The sequence below is a fragment of the Dietzia sp. UCD-THP genome (genome assembly GCF_000349585.1).
GTDB lineage: Bacteria > Actinomycetota > Actinomycetes > Mycobacteriales > Mycobacteriaceae > Dietzia > Dietzia natronolimnaea_A.
The window spans coordinates 69648-90612 of record NZ_KB714632.1 but is presented as its reverse complement, the minus strand read 5'-3'; the positions used below and the strand labels follow the sequence as shown (position 1 = coordinate 90612).

Genomic DNA, 20965 nt, shown 5'->3' with positions numbered 1-20965 from the left:
CACCGATCCGGTGGCCGCGGGGCTGTCGGAGGAGTGTGGTCTCATCGAGCCGTGACAGAGCCCGCCGCACCAACCGTCGCCGCCCCGATCGACTCAGCACCGACCACCGCCGCCCCGACCGCCGCGGGATCGCATCCGGCCCACGCGGGGCAGGCCCCGCCGACCAGGGAGTGGCCGACCGCCCTCGGCGGGCTGATCGGACGGGACTGGGGTGCCGGCCCGGCGGACGGTCAGGACCGCTGGGTCGTGCGTGGCGGGCCCGGGAGCGGGAAGACCTCGCTCGTGGTGGACGTGGTGCGCGCCGCGGTGACGGGCGGGGTCGGTATGGACGGCGTCCTGGTCCTCACGGGTTCCGCCACCGCCGGGGCCGCCGTGCTGGAGGAGATCACCCGCGGACTCCCGTCGGAGTCCGTCGTGGGTACGGACGCCCCCGTCCGTACCGTCCACTCCCTCGCCCATGCCGTGGTCCGGCTGGCGGCCGCTCGGCTCGACGCCCCGCCCCCGCGGCTCCGGACGGGCGCGGAGCACGACGCGCTGGTCCGGGAGACGTTGCTCGGAGAGGTGGCCGATGGTGCCCCGCACTGGCCCGAGCAGTTCCGTCCCGCGCTGTCGGCCGTCGGGTTCGCGCGGGAGATCCGTGACCTGCTGCTGCGCGCTCTCGAGCGGGGGATCGGTCCCCGGGAACTCGACCGCCTAGGTAGGTCGGCGGACAGGCCCGCGTGGGTGGCCGCCGCCGGGTTCTTCCGCAGGCACGAGGAGCAGATGGCCCTGCGTTCGGGGCTGCGGGGTGGGGAGTCGGACGTGCCCGAGGCGCTCAACGCCGCCGAACTCGTGGGGGCGGCGCTGGACGCGCTGACCGCGGACCCGCAGCTCAGGGAGATCTTCCGGTCTCGTCGGCTGGTGGTGGTGGACGACGCGCACCACCTCGACCCGCTCGCCGCCGAGTTCGTGGCCGCGGTCGGCGGGGGCGCGGACGTCATGGTGGTCGTGGAGGACGGGGACCAGTCGGTGTTCCGTTTCCGCGGGGCGGACGGCGGTCTCGCCCGCGCTGTCGTGGACCAGGGCGGCCGGGAGGTCGATCTGCGAGTGGGGCACCGGATGGATCCCGCGGTCGCGGCGGTGGCGGCGCGGATCGGTTCCCGCCTGCCCGGCGCCGCGCGACACCGACCCCGTGAGAGGCCGGTCGGAGCAGGCCCGGGTGCGGTAGGTGCGCCGGGTGGGGTCGATCCTGCGGCACCGTCACCGGCACCGGCTCTGGAGGGATCGGTGACGGTCACCGTCGCCCGGTCGGCCGCCGCGGAGGCCGCCGTCGTCGCGGACTTCCTGCGCAGGCGGCACGTGCTGGACGGCGTCGACTACGGGGAGATGGCGGTCGTCAGCCGATCGCTTCCCCGGGTCGTCGACACCCTGCTCCCGGCACTCGACGCGGCCGGTGTCCCCGTGGTCGACGCGGGCGCCGAGCTGCCCCCGGCCCACGATCCCGTGGTGGCGGCACTCCTCTTGCTGGTGAGGTCGGCGCTGCAGGGGGCTGACGGGACGGATGCCGAGCAGACGCTCGCGCTGCTGTCCGGACCCATCGGGCGCGCGGACGCCGTGGCGATGCGCAGGCTGCGGCGCGGCATCCGTCGCTCCGGGATCGGTGGGTCCGCACCGAGCGCGGAGACTCTCCGCGCCCTGGTCCTGGCCGAGGGTGACCCGGTGCCGTCCGGGCTCACCGCGGTCGAACTCGCGCCGGTCGCCCGCATCCGGCACGCCCGGACCGCGGTGGTGGGGTCGCTACGGGCGGGGGGCACGGTCGAGGAGGTGCTCTGGGAGGCGTGGTCCGCCTCGCGGATGGAGAGGCGGCTCGTCCGGCAGGCCGTCGCCGCCGATCCGTGGTCCCGCTCCGCGGACCGGTCCCTGGACGCGGTGGTCTCGCTGTTCGATCACGCGGCGGACTACGTCGACCGCGTCCCCGGGGGCTCCGTCGCCCTCTTCTGCGATGTGGTGTCGAGGGAGGACCTCCCCGCCCCCCGGCGGGCGGACACCCGCGCTCGTGGCGGGGCCGTGACCCTGTTGTCCGCCCACGCCGCGGTGGGGAGGCAGTGGAGATCGGTGGCGGTGTGTGGGGTCCAGGACGGGGTGTGGCCCGCGCCCCGTCGTCGGTCGGGACTGCTCGGGGTCGACGAACTCGTCGACCTCACGGAGGTGGCGGGCGACGGGCCCCTGCCGTCCGAGGCCGAACGGGCCGCGTCGTCGGCGTCGGCACGGTCGGCCGAGGAGAGACGCCTGTTCTACGTGGCCTGCTCGCGTGCGCGGAGCCACCTGCTCGTCACCGCGGTCGAATCCCCCGAGCAGGGTGACGCCGCCCCGTCACGCTTCGTCGACGAGATCTCGGACCTCGTAACGACCCCGGCGGATCCGAGTGGGGCCGTGGCTCCACGCCCGGGTGGCGCTGCGGCGGCCGCGAGCAGCCACGCCCCGACGGTGTTCACCGTCCAGCACCTCGCCGTCGACCTCCGGGCCGCACTCCTCGATCCGTCCACGGACCCGGCGGACGCCGCCCACGCCGCGGGGCTCCTGGCCGGGATGCGCGACGCGGGGGTCGCCGAGGCGGACCCCGGGACCTGGTACGGCTCGAACGGCACGTCCACCGCCGCCCCGGCTTTCCCGGCGGGACAGGGGGAGCCGCTGGCCGTGCTCTCCCCGTCTGGATTCGGTGCTCTCGAGGAGTGTCCACTGCGCTGGTTCCTGCAGAAGGTCAGAGGTGAGTCCGCCGATCCGGGGTCCGAGGCCGCCATGATCCGGGGGTCGGTGGTGCACGCGCTCACCCAGGCGGTCGAGGGGGGGATCGGCGAGGACGCGCTCCGGGCGGCCGTGTCCGGGCGGGCCGGGTCGCTCACGCGAGCCCGCGGGTGGTTCGCCGAGCGGGGCGCGGAGTCGATGGTCGGGATGGCGGAGTCGTTCCGGCAGTGGCGACTGGGAACCCGTGACGAGTTCACCACCGCGGCGGTGGAGGAGGCGTTCGACCTCGACGTCCGGGGCGGGGTCCGGATACGGGGGCGTATCGACAGGCTCGAAAGCACTCGCGCCGGTGAGGTGGTCGCCGTGGACATCAAGACCTCACCGGGAGCCGTCTCCAAGGCCGCGGCGGCGGCGCACCCCCAGCTCGCGCTGTACCAGCTGGCGGTGGCCGGCGGCGCCGTCGCCTCCGCCGCCGGTCGCGAGCCGGGCGGAGGGCTCCTTCTGTACCTCGGGGGCCGGGAGGGCCGCATGCCCACGGAACGGGTCCAGGACCCGCTCGGCGGCGAGGCCGCAGAGGCGTTGACCGACCGCGTGGTCGACGCCGGTCGTGCGACGGTGGGGCCGTCCTACACCGCCCGCGTGGGTCCCTGGTGTGACCACTGTGGCGTCCGGTCCAGTTGCCCCGCACAGCCCGAGGGCCGGCAGGTGATCCAGTGACCTCGTCGACGGGACCCCACGACATCGCCGACGCGCTCGGCGCCCACCGGCCCACCCCGGAGCAGGCGGCCGTGATCGCCGGCCCCGCCGAACCCACCCTCGTGCTGGCGGGCGCCGGTGCGGGCAAGACCGAGACCATGGCCGCGCGCGTGGTGTGGCTGGTCGCCAACGGTCATGCGCGCCCGTCGGAGATCCTGGGGCTCACCTTCACCCGCAAGGCAGCCCAGCAGTTGTCCAGGAGGATCCGGCGACGGCTCGAGGCACTGGCGGGGAGCCCGCTGTGCACGGGCCCGGGGGCGGACCCCCGGATTGCGGAGTCGATCCGCACCGAGGATCCCCAGATCTCGACCTATCACGCGTTCGCGGGGACCCTCCTCGGGTCCTACGGCCTGCTCGTGCCGGTCGAACCGGATTCGCACCTGCTCACACCGACCGCGGCGTTCCACCTCGCCCACGACGTGGTCTCGCGCTGGGAGTCCCCGCTGTCGACGCGGTCCTCCGCCGCGCAGGTCACCCGCGACGTGCTGACACTGGCGGGTCAACTGTCCGAGCACCTCGTCACGACCGACGACCTCCGGACCCACCCCGATCTGATCACGACCCTCGTCGCCACGCTGCCCGGCGGGCCCGGCCAGCGCGAGACCCCCACCAAGTGGCTCGACGAGGCCGCCACGGTCCAGGGTCACCGGGAGGAGTTGGCGGATCTCGTCGACGCGGTCGCCGCGCGGATGCGGGCGGAGTCCGCCATGGACCACGCCTCGCAGATGGCGCTCGCCGCCACGGTGGCCCGCGACCACCCGCAGGTCGGTGAGGCCGAGCGTCGGGCGTGTCGCGTGGTGCTCCTCGACGAGTACCAGGACACCGGCCACTCCCAGCGGGTCCTGTTGCGCTCGCTGTTCGGCGGCGGCGCCGGTCCGGTGCCCGCGGTCACGGCGGTGGGGGACCCGATGCAGTCCATCTACGGGTGGAGAGGGGCGTCGGCCTCCAACCTCGACCGGTTCCGCGACGACTTCCCCCGGGCCGCAGGTCAGCGGTCCCACCTGCTCGAGCTCACCACCTCGTGGCGGAACCCCCCGGAAGTGCTCTCCCTGGCCAACCGGGTCACCCAGCCGCTGCGGGACGGCCCGGGAACCGTGCCGGTCCCGCAGCTGCGAGCGCGCCCCGGCGCCGAACCCGCCGACCTCAGGGTGGCGGTGCTGGACACGGCGGACGCCGAGCGGGAGTGGTTGGCCGACGAGGTGTCCCACCGGTACCGCGCGGCGGAGGCGGCCGGTCGTGTCCCCACCGCCGCCGTGCTGGTCCGACGCAACAGCGACTCCGGGCCGATCGCCGAGGCCCTGGAGGCCCGTGGGCTGCCGGTGGAGGTCGTCGGGGTGGGGGGACTACTGGACGTCCCCGAGGTCGCGGACGTGGTGTGTCTGCTCACGGTGGTCGCCCGTCCCGGCGCCGGTGCGCCGCTGATGCGGCTGCTCACCGGATCCCGGTTCGCCCTCGGGGCCGCCGACCTGGCCGCGCTGGCCAGGCGGGCGTCCGCGCTCTCACTCCGGCGCCCGGCCGAGGCCGGGGGAGCACTGTACTCCGTCCGGGAACTCGAAGACGCACTGGACGCCATCGCCCGCGGCGAGGAGACCGACGCCGCGGGACTCGCGGACGCGCTGTCCGACCCGGGCCCCGAGGGCGACTACAGCCCCGACGGCCTCGCCCGCATCACCGGGCTCTCGCGCATCATCGCCGGGCTCCGAGCGCGGTCGTCCGCGCCCCCTGCCAGACTCGTCGCCGCCGCGGAACAGGCACTGGGCCTGGACGCCGAGGTGCGCCTCCGGGAGCGGGCCGGCGGGGGAGAGGCACGCGAGCAGCTCGACGAGCTGCAGGACGTGGCCGCGGGATTCGGCGCCGAGCGGGGTCCGGGCCTGGACGCCTTCCTGGCACACCTCGATCTGGCGCGCACTGTGGACGGCGGGCTCGCACGAGGTGAGGTCGCCTCCGTTCCGGGCCGGGTGCAGATCCTCACCGTGCACTCGGCCAAGGGGCTGGAATGGGAGATCGTCGCCGTGCCCCACCTGTCGGCCGGGATCTTCCCCTCCGACCGCACGCCCCAGACCTCGGTCCGGGCGGCCACCCACCTGCCCGAGTACCTCCGCGGGGACCGCGAGGACGAGGACAACCCCGGAGGCGTGCCGGTGCCCCGGCTCGACGGGGTCGCGGACCGCAAACGACTGGAGGCCACGCTCAAGGCCCACATCGACCGCGTCAAGATTCGGTCACTCGACGAGGACCGACGCCTGTTCTACGTGGCCGTCACCCGGGCGGAACACTCCCTTCTGCTCTCGGCGTCCCATTGGCACGGAAGTGGCTCCACACCCCGCGGCCCGTCGGAGTTCCTCGACGAGGTCCTCGAGTCGTGCCGGGGACCCGAACCCCTCGGGGTAATCGACCACCTCGTCGTCACACCGTCGGCCACCAACCCGGCCACCGCGACGGTGGTCGAGGCCACCTGGCCGCGTGCCTCGGTGGACGATCGCAGGGCGGCGGCGGACGCGGTGTCGCAGGCCTCGCCCGTGGATCCCGAGATCGATCCGGCTCCCGACCACGGGCCCGCCCGGTTCTGGCACCTCACGGCGGCGCCGCTGCTCGCGGAGGCACGCCGGGCCGCCGACGAGCGCGAGGCCGTGGTCCTGCCGCGCCGGTTGACCGCGGGGGAGGTCGTGGCCATGGCCACCGATCCGGAGGCGTACGCCGACCGGCTGCGCAGACCGGTGCCGTTCCGGCCCGACCGTTTCGCCCGACGTGGGACGCGGTTCCACCAGTGGCTGGAACACCGATTCGGGGCCACCCACCTGCTCGACATCGACGACCTGCCCGGAGCAGGGGACCACGGGGCCGACGACGGCGTGTCGGAGGCGGACCTCGCGGCGCTGAAGCAGGCGTTCGAGGCGTCGAGGTGGGCGCGGCTGACACCCGAGGCGGTGGAGGTGCCCTTCGAGGTGGGCCTGGGGGAGCACCTGTTGCGCGGCCGGATGGATGCGGTCTTCACCGACGGGGACGACTGGATCGTCGTGGACTGGAAAACCGGGCGGGTGCCGGGCCCGGGGGAGATGCCGGCCGTCTCGCTCCAGTTGGCGGTCTACCGCTACGCCTGGTCCAGGGTCGTCTCGGCCCGACTCGGTCGGCCGGTCGGGCTCGACAGGGTCCGGGCCGCCTTCCACTACGTCCGCGCCGGGAGGACCGTCGAACCGGACCCTCTGCCAGACGCGGAGGATCTGCGGCGACTGCTCTCCACCGGCCCGGGGAGAGGGCGGTTGTTGTCCGACACCGGCCGATAGGCCACGATGGTCCGGGTGACCCCGACGAATGACGGAGGTCTCGTCCCGGAACGGAGCTGCCGATGGTGAGGAAGCGCGCACTCGCGTCCCGTTCCCGCAGCAGCGACCCCCTGGACGAGAGCCCCGACCACATCCTCGTGGGCGTGGTGAGCATCCCCGCCAACGCCGAGAGCCCGTGGCGACTGATCGGCAAGCGCGTACTGATGGCTGCCCTCGCGCTGGGACTGGCGGCCCTCGTGGTGTACCTCGACCAGGAGGGATACGAGGGCGGTGGCGGGCCCGACGGCAGAATCACCGCCGTCGACGCCATCTATTACGCGACGGTCTCACTCTCGACCACGGGCTACGGGGACATCGCCCCGATCACGCAACAGGCGCGGCTGCTCAACGCGGTCATCATCACGCCGCTGCGGGTGGTCTTCCTGATCCTGCTCGTCGGTACGACCCTGTCAGTGCTCACCGAGCAGTCGCGTCAAGCCCTCAGGATCCAGCGCTGGAGGAACCTCGTGCGTAACCACACCGTCGTCGTAGGCTACGGAACCAAGGGCAGGTCCGCCGTCGCGGCGATGCTCGCCGACGACACCGCTCCCGACGACATCGTCGTCGTCGACACCGACCCCCAGGCGCTCAAGTCGGCGGCCGCGCGCGGCCTGGTCACCGTCCAGGGTTCGGCCACCCGGTCGGACGTCCTCAAGCTCGCGGGCGTGACGCGCGCCGCGTCCGTGGTGGTGGCGACCAATTCCGACGACACGGCGGTGCTGGTCACGCTCACCGCCCGGGAGCTCGCGCCCAACGCGAAGATCGTCGCCACCGTCCGCGAGTCCGACAACAAGCATCTGCTGAAACAGTCCGGTGCCGACTCCGTGGTGGTCTCCGCCGAGACGGCGGGCCGGCTGCTCGGACTGGCGACCATCACACCGACCGTTGTGGGGATGATGGAGGACCTGCTGACGCCCGACGAGGGCTTCTCCATCGCCGAACGACGAGTCGAGGAGTCCGAGGTCGGCGGGTCGCCGCGGCACCTCGCCGAGCTCGTTCTGGGCGTCGTCCGCAAGGGCCAGTTGATCAAGGTCAACGAACCGCAGGCCGATGCCCTGGAGACCGGTGACCGCCTGCTCTACATCAGGATGGTCGCGGGCTGATACCTGCGCCGGGACGGTCGGCCCGGCCGGCCCGGGTCGGCAGGGCGATCTCCGGATACGCTGACCGCCTCCCACGATCCGCGAGAAGGACCCCGACAATGCCGATGGACTTCAGCCTCGATTCCGACCCCGTCCTGTCCGTCGCCGCCCCCGACCGGGCCGCGCCTCTGCGCCAGGACGCCGACGGCCTGGCGCGGGGGTGGGCCACCGCGCGGGTGGTGCGGATCGACCGCCGCAACCGATTCGCCACCGATCCCGTGGCGGGCGGCCGTCGACGCCTCCGTGTGGAGTCCGCAACGGACCACGCGGATCAGATGCCCGAGACCGCGGTGTTCCTCGGGCTCACGGACGAGGGCCGTCACCTCTGGGCGATGCCGGTGGAGGAGCTCCCCGACGATCCGTCGGTGGCGACCCTCCGGTCGACCGGAGCGGACCTCGTGGACGGGGACGGGGCGCTGGCATCGCAGGCCCTCGCGCTCCTCGGGTGGCACCGGGACACCGTGCGGGGCCGGCAGCCGCAGCACCATCCGCGCCGGGTGGACGCGGGCTGGGCGATCGAGGACCCCTTCCACGGCGGACCCGAATACCCCCGCACGGACCCGGCCGTGATCTGCCTGGTCCACGACGGGGGCCGTCGGGTACTCCTCGCCCGCCAGCCGGTCTGGCCGACGGGGATGTACTCCCACGTCGCGGGATTCGTGGAGGCGGGGGAGTCGCTGGAGGGGTGCGTGGTCCGCGAGGTGCAGGAGGAGGTCGGCGTGGCCGTGGACCGCGTCCGCTACCTCGGCAGTCAGCCCTGGCCGTTCCCGCGCTCGCTGATGGTGGGTTTCCACGCCATCGGCGACCCGGACGCGCCGATCGTCCTCGAGGACGAGGAGATCAGTGAAGCCGCCTGGTTCGACGTCGACGAGGTCCGCGCCGCGCTCGACGGCCGGGGCGCGCTGCGGGTGGCGCCGCCGGTGTCGATCGCCCACGTGATGCTCCGGTCGTGGGTGGCGGCGGTGGACGGCGGGTGAGACGTCCAGCGGGTCAGGCGTCCGCGAGCTCGGCGAGCTTGGCCCTGACCTGCGAGGCCGGGGGATTGGTGGCGGTGGTGCCGTCCGAGTACAGGGCGGTCGGGACGACGCGGTTGCCCCCGTTGACGCTCTCCACGAACGCCGCGGCCTCGGCGTCGGCGTCGACGTCGATCTCGACGTACCCGATCGCCTTCTCGTCCAGCAGCTTCTTGAGCCGGGTGCAGAAGGGGCACCAGGAGGTGGTGTAGAGGGTCAGGGCCTCCACGCCGTCGGTCGAGAGATCGCTGTCGTTCCTCAGTTCGCTCATGCCCGGGTCCAACGTCCCACGATGGCGGAATCTTCCCGGGGCGGGCCCGGGGCACCCGTGTCGGGGCAGGATGCCACCATGGGGGCGTGGAAGACGTGCGACGTGTCCGGGAGTCGGCCCTCGACGGACTGGACCCCCAGCAGCGGCGGGCCGTCCTGGCCCCGCGTGGCCCCGTCTGCATCCTCGCCGGCGCGGGCACCGGAAAGACGCGCACGATCACCCGGCGCATCGCCCACCTGGTGACCACCGGCCACGTCCGGGGGGACCAGGTCCTCGCCGTCACGTTCACCGCCCGGGCGGCGGGCGAACTGCGCATGCGGCTCGCCGGACTGGGGGTCGCGGAGGCCGGGACGGGCCCGGTCCAGGCGCGGACCTTCCACTCGGCGGCCCTGCGCAACCTCTCCTACTTCTGGCCCCGGGTCTACGGTGAGGAGCCCTGGCAGCTGCTCGACGGGCAGTTCCGGGCGGTCGCCCAGGCCGTCCGCCGGGTGGGGTTGGATCCCTCGACGGAGACGATCCGCGACGTCCTCACCGAGATCGGCTGGGCCAAGTCCAGTCTGCTCACCCCCGACACCTACGCCGAGCGTGCGATCGCGCTCGGGCGTGACCTCCCGGCCCCCGCCCCGGAGGTGGCGCGGGCGTTCCGCGCCTACGAGGACCTCAAGGTGTCGGGCCCGGTCCGCATGCTCGACTTCGACGACCTGCTGGGGCACATGGCGGACCTCGTGGAGGAGGTCCCGGCGATCGCCGAGGAGTTCCGGGACCGCTACCGGTGCTTCGTGGTGGACGAGTTCCAGGACGTCACCCCCGCCCAGCAGCGCCTGCTGTCGGCCTGGCTCGGCCGGCGTGACGACCTCACCGTGGTGGGCGACGTCAACCAGACCATCTACTCCTTCGCGGGCGCCGACCCGGACTACCTGCTCGGGTTCGCAGAGCGCTACCCGGAGGCGACCGTCGTGCGCCTGGAGTCGGACTACCGGTCCACACCGCAGGTCGTCGAGCTCGCCAACGCGGTGATCGGGTCCGGCGCCGATCGGTTCCGGGCGGCCGGGCTCACCCTCCGTGGGATGCGACCGGCCGGACCCGAGCCCGTGCTCACCGAGTACGCGGACGAGGACGCGGAGGCGGAGGCCGTGGCGGGCGCGATCGCCGACCTGGTCCACGGTGGGCTCGACCCGTCCGAGATCGCGGTGCTCTACCGGGTCAACGCGCAGTCGGAGCGCATCGAGGCCGCGCTGGACGAGGTGGGGATCGGCTACCGGCTCAAGGGAGGCGAGGGCTTCTTCGACAGGACGGTGGTCAGGCGTGCGATGGCGACGATCGACACACTGGTCGACGGCTCGGACGCGGCGGCGGCCGGGGAGCACTCCACACTCACCGATCCCACCGACGTCGTCCGGGTGATCCGGGCGGCCCTGGAACCGCTGGGTCTCACGGCAGCCGAGCCGTCGGGAGCCCAGGCCAGGGAGAAGTGGGAGTCACTCACGGCGTTGATGGGACTGGTGGAGGAGATCGCCACCACGGGGGACCGCCCCGGGCTCCTGCCGGTGGTCGCGGGGCTCCGCGCCCGCGCGGCCGCGCGACACGCACCGGACGAGCGCGGGGTCACCCTGGCGTCGTTCCACGCCGCCAAGGGGCTCGAGTGGGATGCGGTGTTCCTCCTCGGGGTGCACGAGGGCAGCCTGCCCATCAGTCACGCCATCAAGGCCGGACCGGACGCCATCGAGGAGGAGAGGCGGTTGTTGTACGTGGGTGTGACGCGGGCGCGGGAGCACCTGTCCGTCTCGTGGAGTCGCAGCCGCCGGGCCGGTGGCCGCGCCACCCGCCGCCCCAGCCGGTTCCTGGACCCGGTGCGCCCGTCCCCGGCGCCCGCCGCCGCCCGTCAGACGACCGACTCGGCGGACAAGGGGCGCTGTCGTGGCTGCGGCGAGCGGCTCACCGGGCCGATGCACCGGGCGCTGGGATCGTGTCCGGACTGCTCGGTCGAGGTCGACACCGGGTTGTTCGAGCGGCTTCGGGACTGGAGGAGGGAGACATCGGAACGAATCGGAAAGCCGGCGTACACGGTGTTCACCAACGACACGCTCGTGCAGATCGCTCGCGAGCGTCCCGCGGACACAAGAGCGTTGGGGCGCATCGGCGGGATCGGGGCACACAAACTCGGCGAGTACGGCGACGAGGTCCTGCGGCTGGTGCGCGAGGGCTGACCCGGCGCGATCCGGTGCGGATCACTCCTCGTCGGGAAAGATCTCCGGCATCCAGCGGTGGACGATCTCCCGGTAGGGCGCGGTGGCCTCGAGTTGGCACAACATGCCGACCGACGCCGAGAGCACGCGGTGGATCAGGACGTAGTCGCGGGGCAGTGTGAACGAGCGCGACGTCCGGAACTCCCGTCCGGAGACGTCCCCGTAGGCGGCCATGATGCCCTGCAACCACTTGCGGTCGAAGTGGAACTCGTCAGTGCGCATCGGTTCGATGAAGGGGTCGAGGAAGGACATCGCGTCGGCGGGGTCCACGCCGCCCCGGCCCACGTACCCGGACCGTGCCAGTAAGGCGACCAGTTCCTCGGCCTGCCCGGCCAACGCGAGCCGCATCATCGAGGTCAGCGCCGCGGGCATGCCCTCCGGCAGGGGCAGCGCCGCACCGAAGTCCAACACCACCATCCGCCCGTCGTCGGCGAGCAGGAAGTTACCGGGGTGCGGATCGCCGTGCATCATCCGGGCGCGGGTGGGGGAGCAGAACTGGAACTCCGTCAACAGCTCTCCGGCCCGGTTCCGCTCGTCCTGCGTGCCGCCCGCGGCGATCCGGCCGAGCGTGCGGCCCTCCGCCCACTCGGTCACCAGGACCTTGGGCGCCGACGCCAGCACGGCGGGCACGTGGATCTGCGGATCGTCGCGGAACGCCGAAGCGAACACCCGCTGGGTGTCCGCTTCGCCCCGGTAGTCCAGTTCGGCCACGGCGCTGTCGTACAACTCGTCGATGACCCCCTTTACGTCGGTGCCGGGGGTGAGCGGCCGCAGGAGTGGGGCGAGTCGTCGGAGTTGACGCAGATCCGATCGCAGCGCCTCGTCGGCCCCGGGGTACTGCACCTTGACCGCCACCTCCCGGCCGTCCGCCCAGACCGCGCGGTGGACCTGGCCGATCGAGGCCGCGGCGGCCGCGGAGGTGTTGAACTCCGCGAATCGCTCCCGCCACCGCAGTCCGAGCTGGGCGTCGAGGACCCTCTCCACCTCGGCGGGGGGGAGGGGTGGCGCCTCCGCCTGGAGTTTGGTGAGCGCTTCCCGGAACGGGCCGGCGTACTTGTCGGGCATCCCGGCCTCGAACACGCTGAGGGCCTGGCCCACCTTCATGGCCCCGCCCTTGAGCTCTCCGAGAACGGCGAAGACCTGTTCGGCCGCCTGGTCGGCGAGCTCCTCGGTCAACACACCGTCGCTTCTGCCCAGGGCACGACGGCCCAGGGACCCCGCGGCTCGTCCGGCGATTCCCAGGGGCAGGCCTGCGAGGCGAGCTGCTCGGCGGGATGAGGTACGGGGGAGTTCGGACACGCTTCCAATCATGACAGAGGATGGCCCTGTGTCGCCGCGCCGCAGGTGCAGCGCCCGGAGGCGGGCCATTCGAGTCTCCTCCACAGCCCCTCGGCAGGGTTGATCTCGATGGATGCGCCGACGGTCTGGAGGGGGTGGTCCGACTCACGAGTGGCGGCGACCTCGGCCAGGACGAGTGCCGCGGCCGCGGTGAGCGCGGGCACGCCGGCAGCGGGGCACCGGCCCACCAGCTGGGCCGCCACGTACGGCCACCGCGGGTCACGCGCGGCACGGAACAGGTCGACGCAGCGGAGGCACGGGGTGAGCCCGGGGATGACGGTGGGGCCCACCACCACTCGTCCGTCGCGGGTGTGCACGTGGAGATGGGGCTGGCCGGACCGGGTGAGTGCGGAGACCACCACGGGATCCGCCGCGACGGAACCGGTCAGGATCACCAGGTCCGGTACCGGACCGCGCCGGTGCCAGGGCGGCCGGTCGGGGTCGAAGGCCAGACCGGGGTCGGAGCTGGTCGTGACCCGGCATCCGTTGACCGACAGCGGTCCGCGCAGTACCTCCGACACCTGCCCCCTGCCGAGGATGTGGACCTGCCGGATGGCGGGCGGCCGCGGGGCCGGCACGGAGTCGGGGGTGGGCGCGTGCGGGCCGAGGAGCCGGACGTGGCCGAGCTCGGCCAGGCGCACGAGGATCCCCGCGACGGCGGGGAGATCAGTGGCGTCGACCCCGGCCCGGGCGGCGGCGTCGTCGAGGTCGGACTCGCCTTCGAGCTCGAGGAGCAGTGCCGCCAGACCCCGCGGTCCGCACGACCCGGGGGCGGCCACCACGACCGCGCGGTCCGGCGCGAGGCCCACCTGAACCGAGTCGTGGTCGCGCACCACCACGACGGTCCCGGCCCGTAGGACGGCCCGGACGGGATCCCGCTGGGTGGGTCCGATCGCCGCGTGTGGGGACGCGGGTGTGTCTGGGGACGTGGGTGTGTCTGGGGACGTGGGCGCACCGGAAGGGGATGGGAGAACATCGGCGTGGGGTGGACGCACACCGGAGCGGGTCGCTGATGACACGGGCTCATCGTGGCACGTGCGCGGTCGTCGCGGGGACGCTCGTCGGCGAGTTGTCCACAGGCCCCGCGCACCCGGTGCGACCTGTGGAGAACCGAACGGTCACCGGTCGTCTACCGTGGTCGGCGTGTCACCCACGCCCCACCCGGAAGCCGACGTCGATCAGGGTTCGGTACCCGCCGACGGGCTACCCACCAGCCCCGATGACCCCAGGATCGAGGTGCGGCGGTCGCGTCGCCGCACAAGGACGGTCTCCGCACGAGTGGAGGGCGGGGCCGTGGTCGTGCTCATGCCGGCCGGGCTGCCCCGGGCCGAGGAACGCCGGCTCGTCGCCGACATGCTGTCGCGACTGCGTCGTTCCGCCGGGCGGTCGGGGGTCAAGGCGTCCGATGAGGACCTGATGCGACGTGCGATCTCGTTGTCGGACAGGTGGATGGAGGGACGCGCGCGACCGGCGTCGATCCGGTGGGTGCCCGCGATGACCACCCGGTGGGCCTCGTGCTCCCCCGCGTCGGGGGAGATCAGGGTCAGCGAGGCGTTGCGGGAGGTCCCCGCGTACGTGCTGGACTACGTCGTCGTCCATGAACTCGCCCACCTCGTGGTGCCCGGCGGCCACACCAAGGATTTCTGGGAGGTGGTGCGACACTATCCGCGGACCGAGCGCGCCATGGGCTTCCTGGAGGCCCACTCCAGGACCCTCGGGCGGGGACCCGGCGGAGCCGCCGATGGCGGCGAGGGAGTGGGGGACCTCGTGCAGGACGACGGCCCCTGACCTCAGACGGTCCCTGACCTCAGGCGACCCCGCGGGTCAGGAGTCCCGCGCGGGTCCGTCCGCCTCGCCGCCGGATCCGCCGCCGGCCTCGCCCCCGGACTCGCGGAGGAACTTCTCGATCTCGTCGACCCCGGACTGATCCCCGGTGGTCTCGTCGAGGAGCCGGTCGATCACCGCGGCCGGGTTCTCGAGGTCCTCGCCCACGGGGAGCAGGTCCGGATGGCTCCACAGGCCGTCCCGACGGTCCGTGCCGACCGCCTCGGAGACCCGGCGCCACAGCTCCGAGGCCTCGCGCGCCTTGCGCGGGCGCAGTTCCAGACCGACGAGACCGGCGAAGGCCTGCTCCGCCGCCCCACCGGTTGCGCGGCGGCGCAGCCACATCTCGCGCAGCTTGTCGGCGCTGGGCAGGCGATCGCCGACCGCGGTGGTGACGACCGCGTCGACCCAGCCCTCGACCAGGGCGAGCAGCGTCTCGAGGCGGCCGAGTGCCGCCTCGTTGACATTGGTGACCTTGGGTCCGATGGCACCGGCCCCGCCGGACAGCAGCTCCTGGAGCTTGGCGGGGTCCTGGAGGATGGACGGGTCGAGACCGGAGGCGAGGTCGTCGAGGCCCGAGGTGTCGACCCGGATCCCGCGGGCGTACTCCTCGACGGTGGCCAGGACCCTCGCCCGGAGCCAGGGCGCACCCGCGAACAACCGGATGTGGGCGGCCTCCCGCGCGGCCAGGAACACCAGCACCTCCTGGCGGGGGAGGTCGAGTTCCTCGGCGAACGCGTCGATCGCGGTCGGACACAGGGCGCTCACCCCGTCGTCCGCGAAGGGCAGACCCACCTCGGAGGAGAAGAGCACGGCCGGGGCGAGCTTGCCCAGTCCCTGACCGAGCTGCATCCCGAAGCCCATGCCACCCATCTGGTCGAGCATTCCCAGCAGCGGTCCGGCGAGCTGGCGCGCCTCCTCCGGCATCGCCCCCTTGGTGGCCGAGTTCATCTGTTCGGCGACCGGGGTGCAGATCTTCTCCCAGGTGGGGAGGGACTGTTCGACCCACTGCTGGGGCGTCCAGACCTCGGTCCGGTGGACGCCGGAGGGGAACACGGTGGTCTCGTCCAGCCACAGCTCCGCGAGGCGGATCGACTCCTGCGCGGCGGTCCGGGAGGCCTCGGTCACGACCGGGGTGCGCCCGAGGGCCTGCAGGGCCACGGTGCGGGCGAGCTGGTAGTTGACCGGACCCGAGGTGCCGGGTCCGCTCATCGCCGATCCCATCGAGCCGAGCATCTGGCCGAACTGGGAGAGCATCTGGCCGAACTGGCCGAACTGGGAGGGGTCGAAACCGCCGGGGCCGCCCGGGTCGCGGCTCCGGTCGTCGTCGCGACCGTCGTCATCGGAAGCGGAGAAACCGAAGGGCTGGTTCATGCCACAACGGTACAGCCCCTCGGGTGCGCAGGTCCGGGCCCGACGTCACGGTATCGGCCCGCGGACTACCCTTGCCTCCGTGAGTCGCCGACTGCTGACCCTCCTCGCCGCTCTGGTCCCGGCGGTGCTGCTGCTCGTCCTGGCCACCTCCGCGACGGTTCCGCTCGTGGCCATGGGCCCCGGGCCCACCTATGACACGTTCGGCGAGGTCCGGGTCGAGGGCGAGGACGGGGTGGAGACGGTCCCCATCATCGAGGTCAGCGGCCGGGAGGCGGACGAGACCTCCGGTGCGCTGCGGATGACCACGGTCGCGGTTCGGGACAATCTCACCCTCCTCGAGGCCACGCGGTTCTGGCTGGACCCGGTACAGGTGGTGGTCCCCCGTGACCAGGTCTTCCCCCCGGAACGGTCCCGGGACGAGGTGAGGGAGACCAACGCCGCCGAGATGGTGGGGTCGGAGAACTCGGCGGAGGCCGCCGCCTACAGGTACCTGGGGATCCCGATGCAGCCCAGGGTCGAGGCCGTCGACCCCGAGGGCGCGGCCGCCGACCGCCTCCGTGAGGGGGACGTCCTGACCTCGATCGACGGCGAGCGGGTCTCCGACGCCACCGCGGTGGTCGAGCAGGTCAGCGCCCGGCGGCCGGGCGAGGAGGTCTCGATCGGGTTCACCAGGGACGGGCGTGAGGAGACGACGACGACGACGTTGCAGCCCGCCGGTCCGGACGGCGATCCTGACCAGGGCCGCCTGGGCATCCTCGTCGGTGACACCCCGGCGGACGGGACCGAGGTCGACATCAACATCGACCCGAACGTGGGCGGGCCCTCGGCGGGGCTGGTGTTGGCGGTCGCGATCGTGGACAAGCTGTCACCGGGAGAACTGACGGGCGGCGCGCAGGTCGCGGGATCGGGCACCATCCGGCCCGACGGCACCGTCGGCCCGATCGGCGGGATCACCCACAAGATCCGGGCCGCCCGGGAGGCGGGGGCCACGGAGTTCCTCGTCCCGTCCGCAAACTGTGCGGAGGCCGTGCAGGACCCACCGGGAGGGATCCGCCTGATCGAGGTGGACACGCTCCGGGGCGCGATGGAGGCGCTGGAGGAGGCCGTTTCCGGGGGGCAGCCACCGACCTGCGAGTGAGTCGGGGCTTTTCCGTAAGGTGGATTCCACGAGCATGTCCGCCCCAGCAGTCCAGGAGCTTCCCCGGTGTCCGTCCGCCCGCCCGGTAATCCCGGTCGGCCGATCGCGATCTCACGTCGCGGCCGAGCCGTCGCCATCTCAATCGTCATCCTCATCGTCCTGATCCAGGTGCTACCGAGGATCAACTCCACGTACACCAACTGGCTGTGGTTCTCCTCGGTCGACGCCACCACCGTCATGAGGACGGAGCTGCTCACGCGGATCGGTCTCTTCGTGGTGGTCGCCCTGCTCGTGGGACTCGCGGTCGTCGCGGGCATCCTGCTGGCCTACCGGTACCGGCCGGTCTTCCTGGCGCAACCGGGGATGCCGGACGCGCTGGCGAGATACCGGGCCGCGCTCGGCGACTCACCGGGCAAGACGGTCCTCTGGGTCCCCGTCGCGCTCGGCCTGCTCGCCGGCTCCGTGGCACAGACGGGCTGGCAGCAGGTGCTCGCGTTCTTCAATTCCACCCCGTTCGGGCAGACCGATGCCCAGTTCGGGATCGACATCTCCTTTTACGCCTTCGAGCTGCCCCTGTGGCGGTCGCTCGTCACCTGGCTCATGGTCGCCGTGGTCCTGGCGTTCCTCGCCAATCTCGTCACGCAGTATCTGTTCGGTGGGCTCCGGCCCGGTGCGCGCGAAGGGGCGTTGACCCGCGCCGCGCGGATCCAGCTGGTCAGTCTCGCGGGACTGTTCATCCTGCTCAAGGCGGCGGCGTACTGGCTCGACCGGTACGAGCTGCTCTTCCGCGAGAACGCGACGTTCACCGGTGCCGGACACACCGACGTCAACGCCCTGATCCCGGCCAAGATCTTCATGTTCTCCGTGGCCATCGTCTGTGCGATCGCCTTCTTCTCCGCGATCGTGATCAGGGATCTGCGCATCCCGGCGCTCGCCACGGTGCTCCTGCTGTTCTCCGCGCTCGTGGTGGGGTCGGTCTGGCCGCTGGCGGTCGAGCAGTTCTCGGTCAACCCCAACCGCGCCGAGAAGGAACGGGAGTACATCGCCCGCAACATCGAGGCCACGCGAGCCGCGTACGACATCGGTGACGACCGGGTGACCTACATCGAGGGCTGGGGCTCGGCGGATCCGAACCCACGGGAGGCGGGGTCGGACGTCACGACGTTGTCCAACGTCCGTGTGCTCGACCCGAACGTGCTCTCGCCGACCTTCACCCAGCTTCACCAGCTGCGCAACTTCTACGGTTTCCCCGAGACGCTGAGTATCGACCGCTACACCATCGACGGTGAGATGCGGGACTACCTCGTGGCCGCGCGCGAGCTCAACCCGGAGTCCCTGCAGGCCAATCAGCGAGACTGGATCAACCGGCACACCGTCTACACGCACGGCAACGGGTTCGTCTCCGCGCCCGCCAACCGGGTCAACGAGATCGCCGATGACGCGGGCTCGGACCGCGGCGGCCTGCCGAACTTCCAGATCTCGGACCTCGAGGCCATCAACAGCGGCCAGGAGATGGTGATCCCGGTGACCCAGCCGCGGACCTACTTCGGTCCGCTCATCGCCCAGGCCGACCCCGACTACGCGATCGTCGGCGACAACGGTGAGGGTCCCCGCGAGTACGACACGGACACCGAGCAGTACACCTACACCGGTGAGGGCGGCGTCCCGATCGGCAACTGGCTCAACCGCACGGCGTACGCCCTGAGGTTCGCCGAGCGCAACATCCTGCTGTCCAGCCTGATCGGCTCGGACTCCAAGATCATCTACGACCGCGATCCCCGGGACCGTGTCCAGAAGGTCGCGCCGTGGCTGACGACCGATACCAACACGTACCCGGCCGTGATCGACGGCCGGATCAAGTGGATCGTCGACGGCTACACCACTCTCAAGACGTACCCGTACGCCGAACTGAGTTCCCTGGAGGCCATGACGGCCGACTCGACCAACGAGGCGGGCGGCCGGGTCCTGCCGGACGAGAAGGTCTCGTACATCCGCAACTCCGTCAAGGCCACGGTCGACGCGTACGACGGCACGGTGGACCTCTACGCGTTCGACGAGTCGGACCCGGTGTTGCAGACCTGGATGAAGGCCCTGCCCGGGATCGTGCAGCCCAGGGACGCCATCTCGGAGGAGCTCGAACAGCATCTCCGGTACCCGGAGGACCTGTTCAAGGTCCAGCGTGAGCTGCTGGCCCGGTACCAGGTCGACGACCCGGGGCAGTTCTTCACCAACGACGCCTTCTGGTCGGTGCCGTCCGATCCCACGGTGACCTCGTCGATCCAGAACCCGACCCCGCCCCCGGGCGGACCGGCCGGTGGACCAGCGGGTGCCCAGGCGGCGAACGCCGGTCCGGTGGAGGGGCCGAGTCAGCCGCCGTACTACGTGGTGGTCTCCGATCCGACAGACCCCGAGTCGGACGAACCCTCCTTCCAGCTCATCTCCGCGTTCCGCGGGTACGAGCGCGAGTTCCTCGCGGCGCACATGTCGGCGAGCTCGGACCCGGACACCTACGGCGAAATCACGGTCCGGGTGCAGCGGCCCACCGAACCCCTGGCGCAGGGACCCAACCAGGCGCAGGACATCATGATTGCCTCGCCGGCGATCGCCGAGGACCGCCGACTGTGGGGCGAGACGGCCGAGATCACCGAGGGCAACCTGCTCGCGTTGCCGCTGGCGGACGACTCCGTCCTGTACGTGGAGCCCATCTACACGCAGCGCAAGGACCAGGATTCGGCGTTCCCCAGGTTGCTCCGCGTGATGGTCAGCTACGACCGTGCGGTGGGCTATGCGCCGACGCTGTACGAAGCGCTGCGCCAGGTGGGCATCGAGGCAGACCCGGATGTCGTGCGGATCGACGAGAGCGGCGAGGCGGAAGCCGAGGCGGAGGACGCCGCGTCTCCCACCGCTGCCACCGCTCCGCGCCCGGCGGCCCCGGCCACCGGGGGGACGGACGACGCCGCGAGGGCTGCAGCCGTGCGGAACATCAACCAGGCGCTGAACGCGGTCCGCTCGGCCCAGGGCGGGGACCTGTCCTCACTGGGTCGGGCCCTGGAGGATCTGCAGGAGGCCGTCGACGCCTACCAGGCACTCGGGAACTGAGTTGACCTGCATGAATGGGAGGCGCAGTGTGAGTTGAGTCATGTTCCGGTCGTTCTGCGTTCACCGATTTGCCTTCCGCGGTGAGTGGCACGTAGTGTCATAGACGCAAACGACGCGGGGTGGAGCAGCTCGGTAGCTCGCTGGGCTCATAACCCAGAGGTCGCAGGTTCAAATCCTGTCCCCGCTACCACGCACCAGGCCCGGTTCCCGAGAGGGAGCCGGGCCTGAGGTCATTTCTGGAGTTGTCTCGTTCGAGTTTGCCGACGCCGTGGTCGGGAGTGCGGACAACGTAGCTGCCTCCGGAGCGCTCGTCGCGCCTGTCCTCGTGTTCCGGCCCACGCAGCGGTTCGGTCCTCGTATGGTGGACAGGTGTCTGTTCGCATNNGTCCAGCGGGGTTCGCGCTTCTCGGCGAACGCGGCCACGCCCTCGCGGGCGTCGTCGGACAGGACCACGGGGCTGGCCATCTCGCTCTGACGTCCGAACGCCTCCTCGGGGCTCCAGGTGGGTGCCTCGTCGACGATCTTCTTGCCGACCCTCACCGACAGGGGGGCGTTGGCGGCGATGCGCCGGGCCGTCTCCATCGCCGTCTCCAGGGCCCTGCCCTCGGGAACCACGGTGTTCACCATTCCCAGTTCGGCCAACCTCGTGGCGGGGAGGGCGTCGCCGAGCAGGGCGAGTTCCAGGGCCACCGGCCGCGGCAGGCGGGTGGCCGACCG

General features: G+C 72.2%; 13 protein-coding genes and 1 tRNA gene. 9 read left to right on the top strand and 5 right to left on the bottom strand.

Annotated elements, in window-relative coordinates:
- Positions 1–51: 51 nt before the first annotated feature.
- The 4 genes from H483_RS27950 to nudC all read left to right on the top strand — a co-directional run bounded on the left by H483_RS27950 (position 52) and on the right by nudC (position 8922).
- Entirely contained in the window at positions 52–3441 is a 3390-nt protein-coding gene (locus tag H483_RS27950; protein WP_017836602.1) for a PD-(D/E)XK nuclease family protein, read from the top strand.
- Positions 3438–6764: an ATP-dependent DNA helicase gene (locus tag H483_RS27945; protein ID WP_017836601.1), complete on the top strand. Its 3327-nt coding sequence runs from the start codon at positions 3438–3440 to the stop codon at positions 6762–6764. Before H483_RS27950 ends, H483_RS27945 begins: the two co-directional genes overlap by 4 nt.
- A gap of 62 nt (positions 6765–6826) precedes the next feature.
- A complete protein-coding gene (locus H483_RS27940) occupies positions 6827–7906 on the top strand; it encodes a TrkA family potassium uptake protein (protein ID WP_017836600.1) in 1080 nt (359 codons plus the stop codon).
- A gap of 98 nt (positions 7907–8004) precedes the next feature.
- A complete protein-coding gene (gene nudC / locus H483_RS27935) occupies positions 8005–8922 on the top strand; it encodes an NAD(+) diphosphatase (RefSeq protein WP_017836599.1) in 918 nt (305 codons plus the stop codon).
- A 13-nt stretch (positions 8923–8935) separates the two neighbouring features.
- On the opposite strand, the gene H483_RS27930 is transcribed toward nudC, so the two are convergent.
- Positions 8936–9229 (bottom strand): mycoredoxin, encoded by a 294-nt coding sequence (locus H483_RS27930; RefSeq protein ID WP_017836598.1) that lies wholly within the window; start codon positions 9227–9229, stop codon positions 8936–8938.
- Between the two features lie 86 nt (positions 9230–9315).
- Here H483_RS27930 and H483_RS27925 point away from each other — a divergent pair, with 86 nt between their 5' ends.
- Positions 9316–11436: an ATP-dependent DNA helicase UvrD2 gene (locus H483_RS27925; RefSeq protein WP_017836597.1), complete on the top strand. Its 2121-nt coding sequence runs from the start codon at positions 9316–9318 to the stop codon at positions 11434–11436.
- 21 nt (positions 11437–11457) lie between these two features.
- Here H483_RS27925 and H483_RS27920 read toward each other — a convergent pair whose 3' ends face one another.
- Both H483_RS27920 and H483_RS27915 read right to left on the bottom strand, forming a co-directional pair.
- Positions 11458–12774, bottom strand: a complete 1317-nt coding sequence (locus tag H483_RS27920) for an AarF/ABC1/UbiB kinase family protein (protein ID WP_031264814.1) — start codon at positions 12772–12774, stop codon at positions 11458–11460.
- 8 nt (positions 12775–12782) lie between these two features.
- A complete protein-coding gene (locus H483_RS27915; RefSeq protein WP_152427928.1) occupies positions 12783–13646 on the bottom strand; it encodes a hypothetical protein in 864 nt (287 codons plus the stop codon).
- A 310-nt stretch (positions 13647–13956) separates the two neighbouring features.
- On the opposite strand from H483_RS27915, the gene H483_RS27910 reads away from it, so the two are divergent.
- Positions 13957–14601, top strand: a complete 645-nt coding sequence (locus tag H483_RS27910) for a M48 family metallopeptidase (protein WP_238556274.1) — start codon at positions 13957–13959, stop codon at positions 14599–14601.
- A 36-nt stretch (positions 14602–14637) separates the two neighbouring features.
- On the opposite strand, the gene H483_RS27905 is transcribed toward H483_RS27910, so the two are convergent.
- Positions 14638–16011, bottom strand: a complete 1374-nt coding sequence (locus tag H483_RS27905; RefSeq protein WP_017836593.1) for a zinc-dependent metalloprotease — start codon at positions 16009–16011, stop codon at positions 14638–14640.
- Positions 16012–16090: 79 nt separating this feature from the next.
- On the opposite strand from H483_RS27905, the gene H483_RS27900 reads away from it, so the two are divergent.
- The 3 genes from H483_RS27900 (at position 16091) to H483_RS27890 (ending at position 20438) form a co-directional block, all read left to right on the top strand.
- Positions 16091–17149, top strand: a complete 1059-nt coding sequence (locus H483_RS27900; protein WP_017836592.1) for a PDZ domain-containing protein — start codon at positions 16091–16093, stop codon at positions 17147–17149.
- A 66-nt stretch (positions 17150–17215) separates the two neighbouring features.
- Positions 17216–20248: a UPF0182 family protein gene (locus H483_RS27895; protein WP_017836591.1), complete on the top strand. Its 3033-nt coding sequence runs from the start codon at positions 17216–17218 to the stop codon at positions 20246–20248.
- Between the two features lie 113 nt (positions 20249–20361).
- Positions 20362–20438: transfer RNA gene (locus H483_RS27890), tRNA-Met, on the top strand.
- Here the strand turns inward: H483_RS27890 and H483_RS39890 are convergent.
- On the bottom strand, positions 20417–20965 hold a 549-nt coding region (locus H483_RS39890; RefSeq protein WP_238556273.1), incomplete at its 5' end, for an enoyl-CoA hydratase-related protein. The genes H483_RS27890 and H483_RS39890 overlap by 22 nt on opposite strands.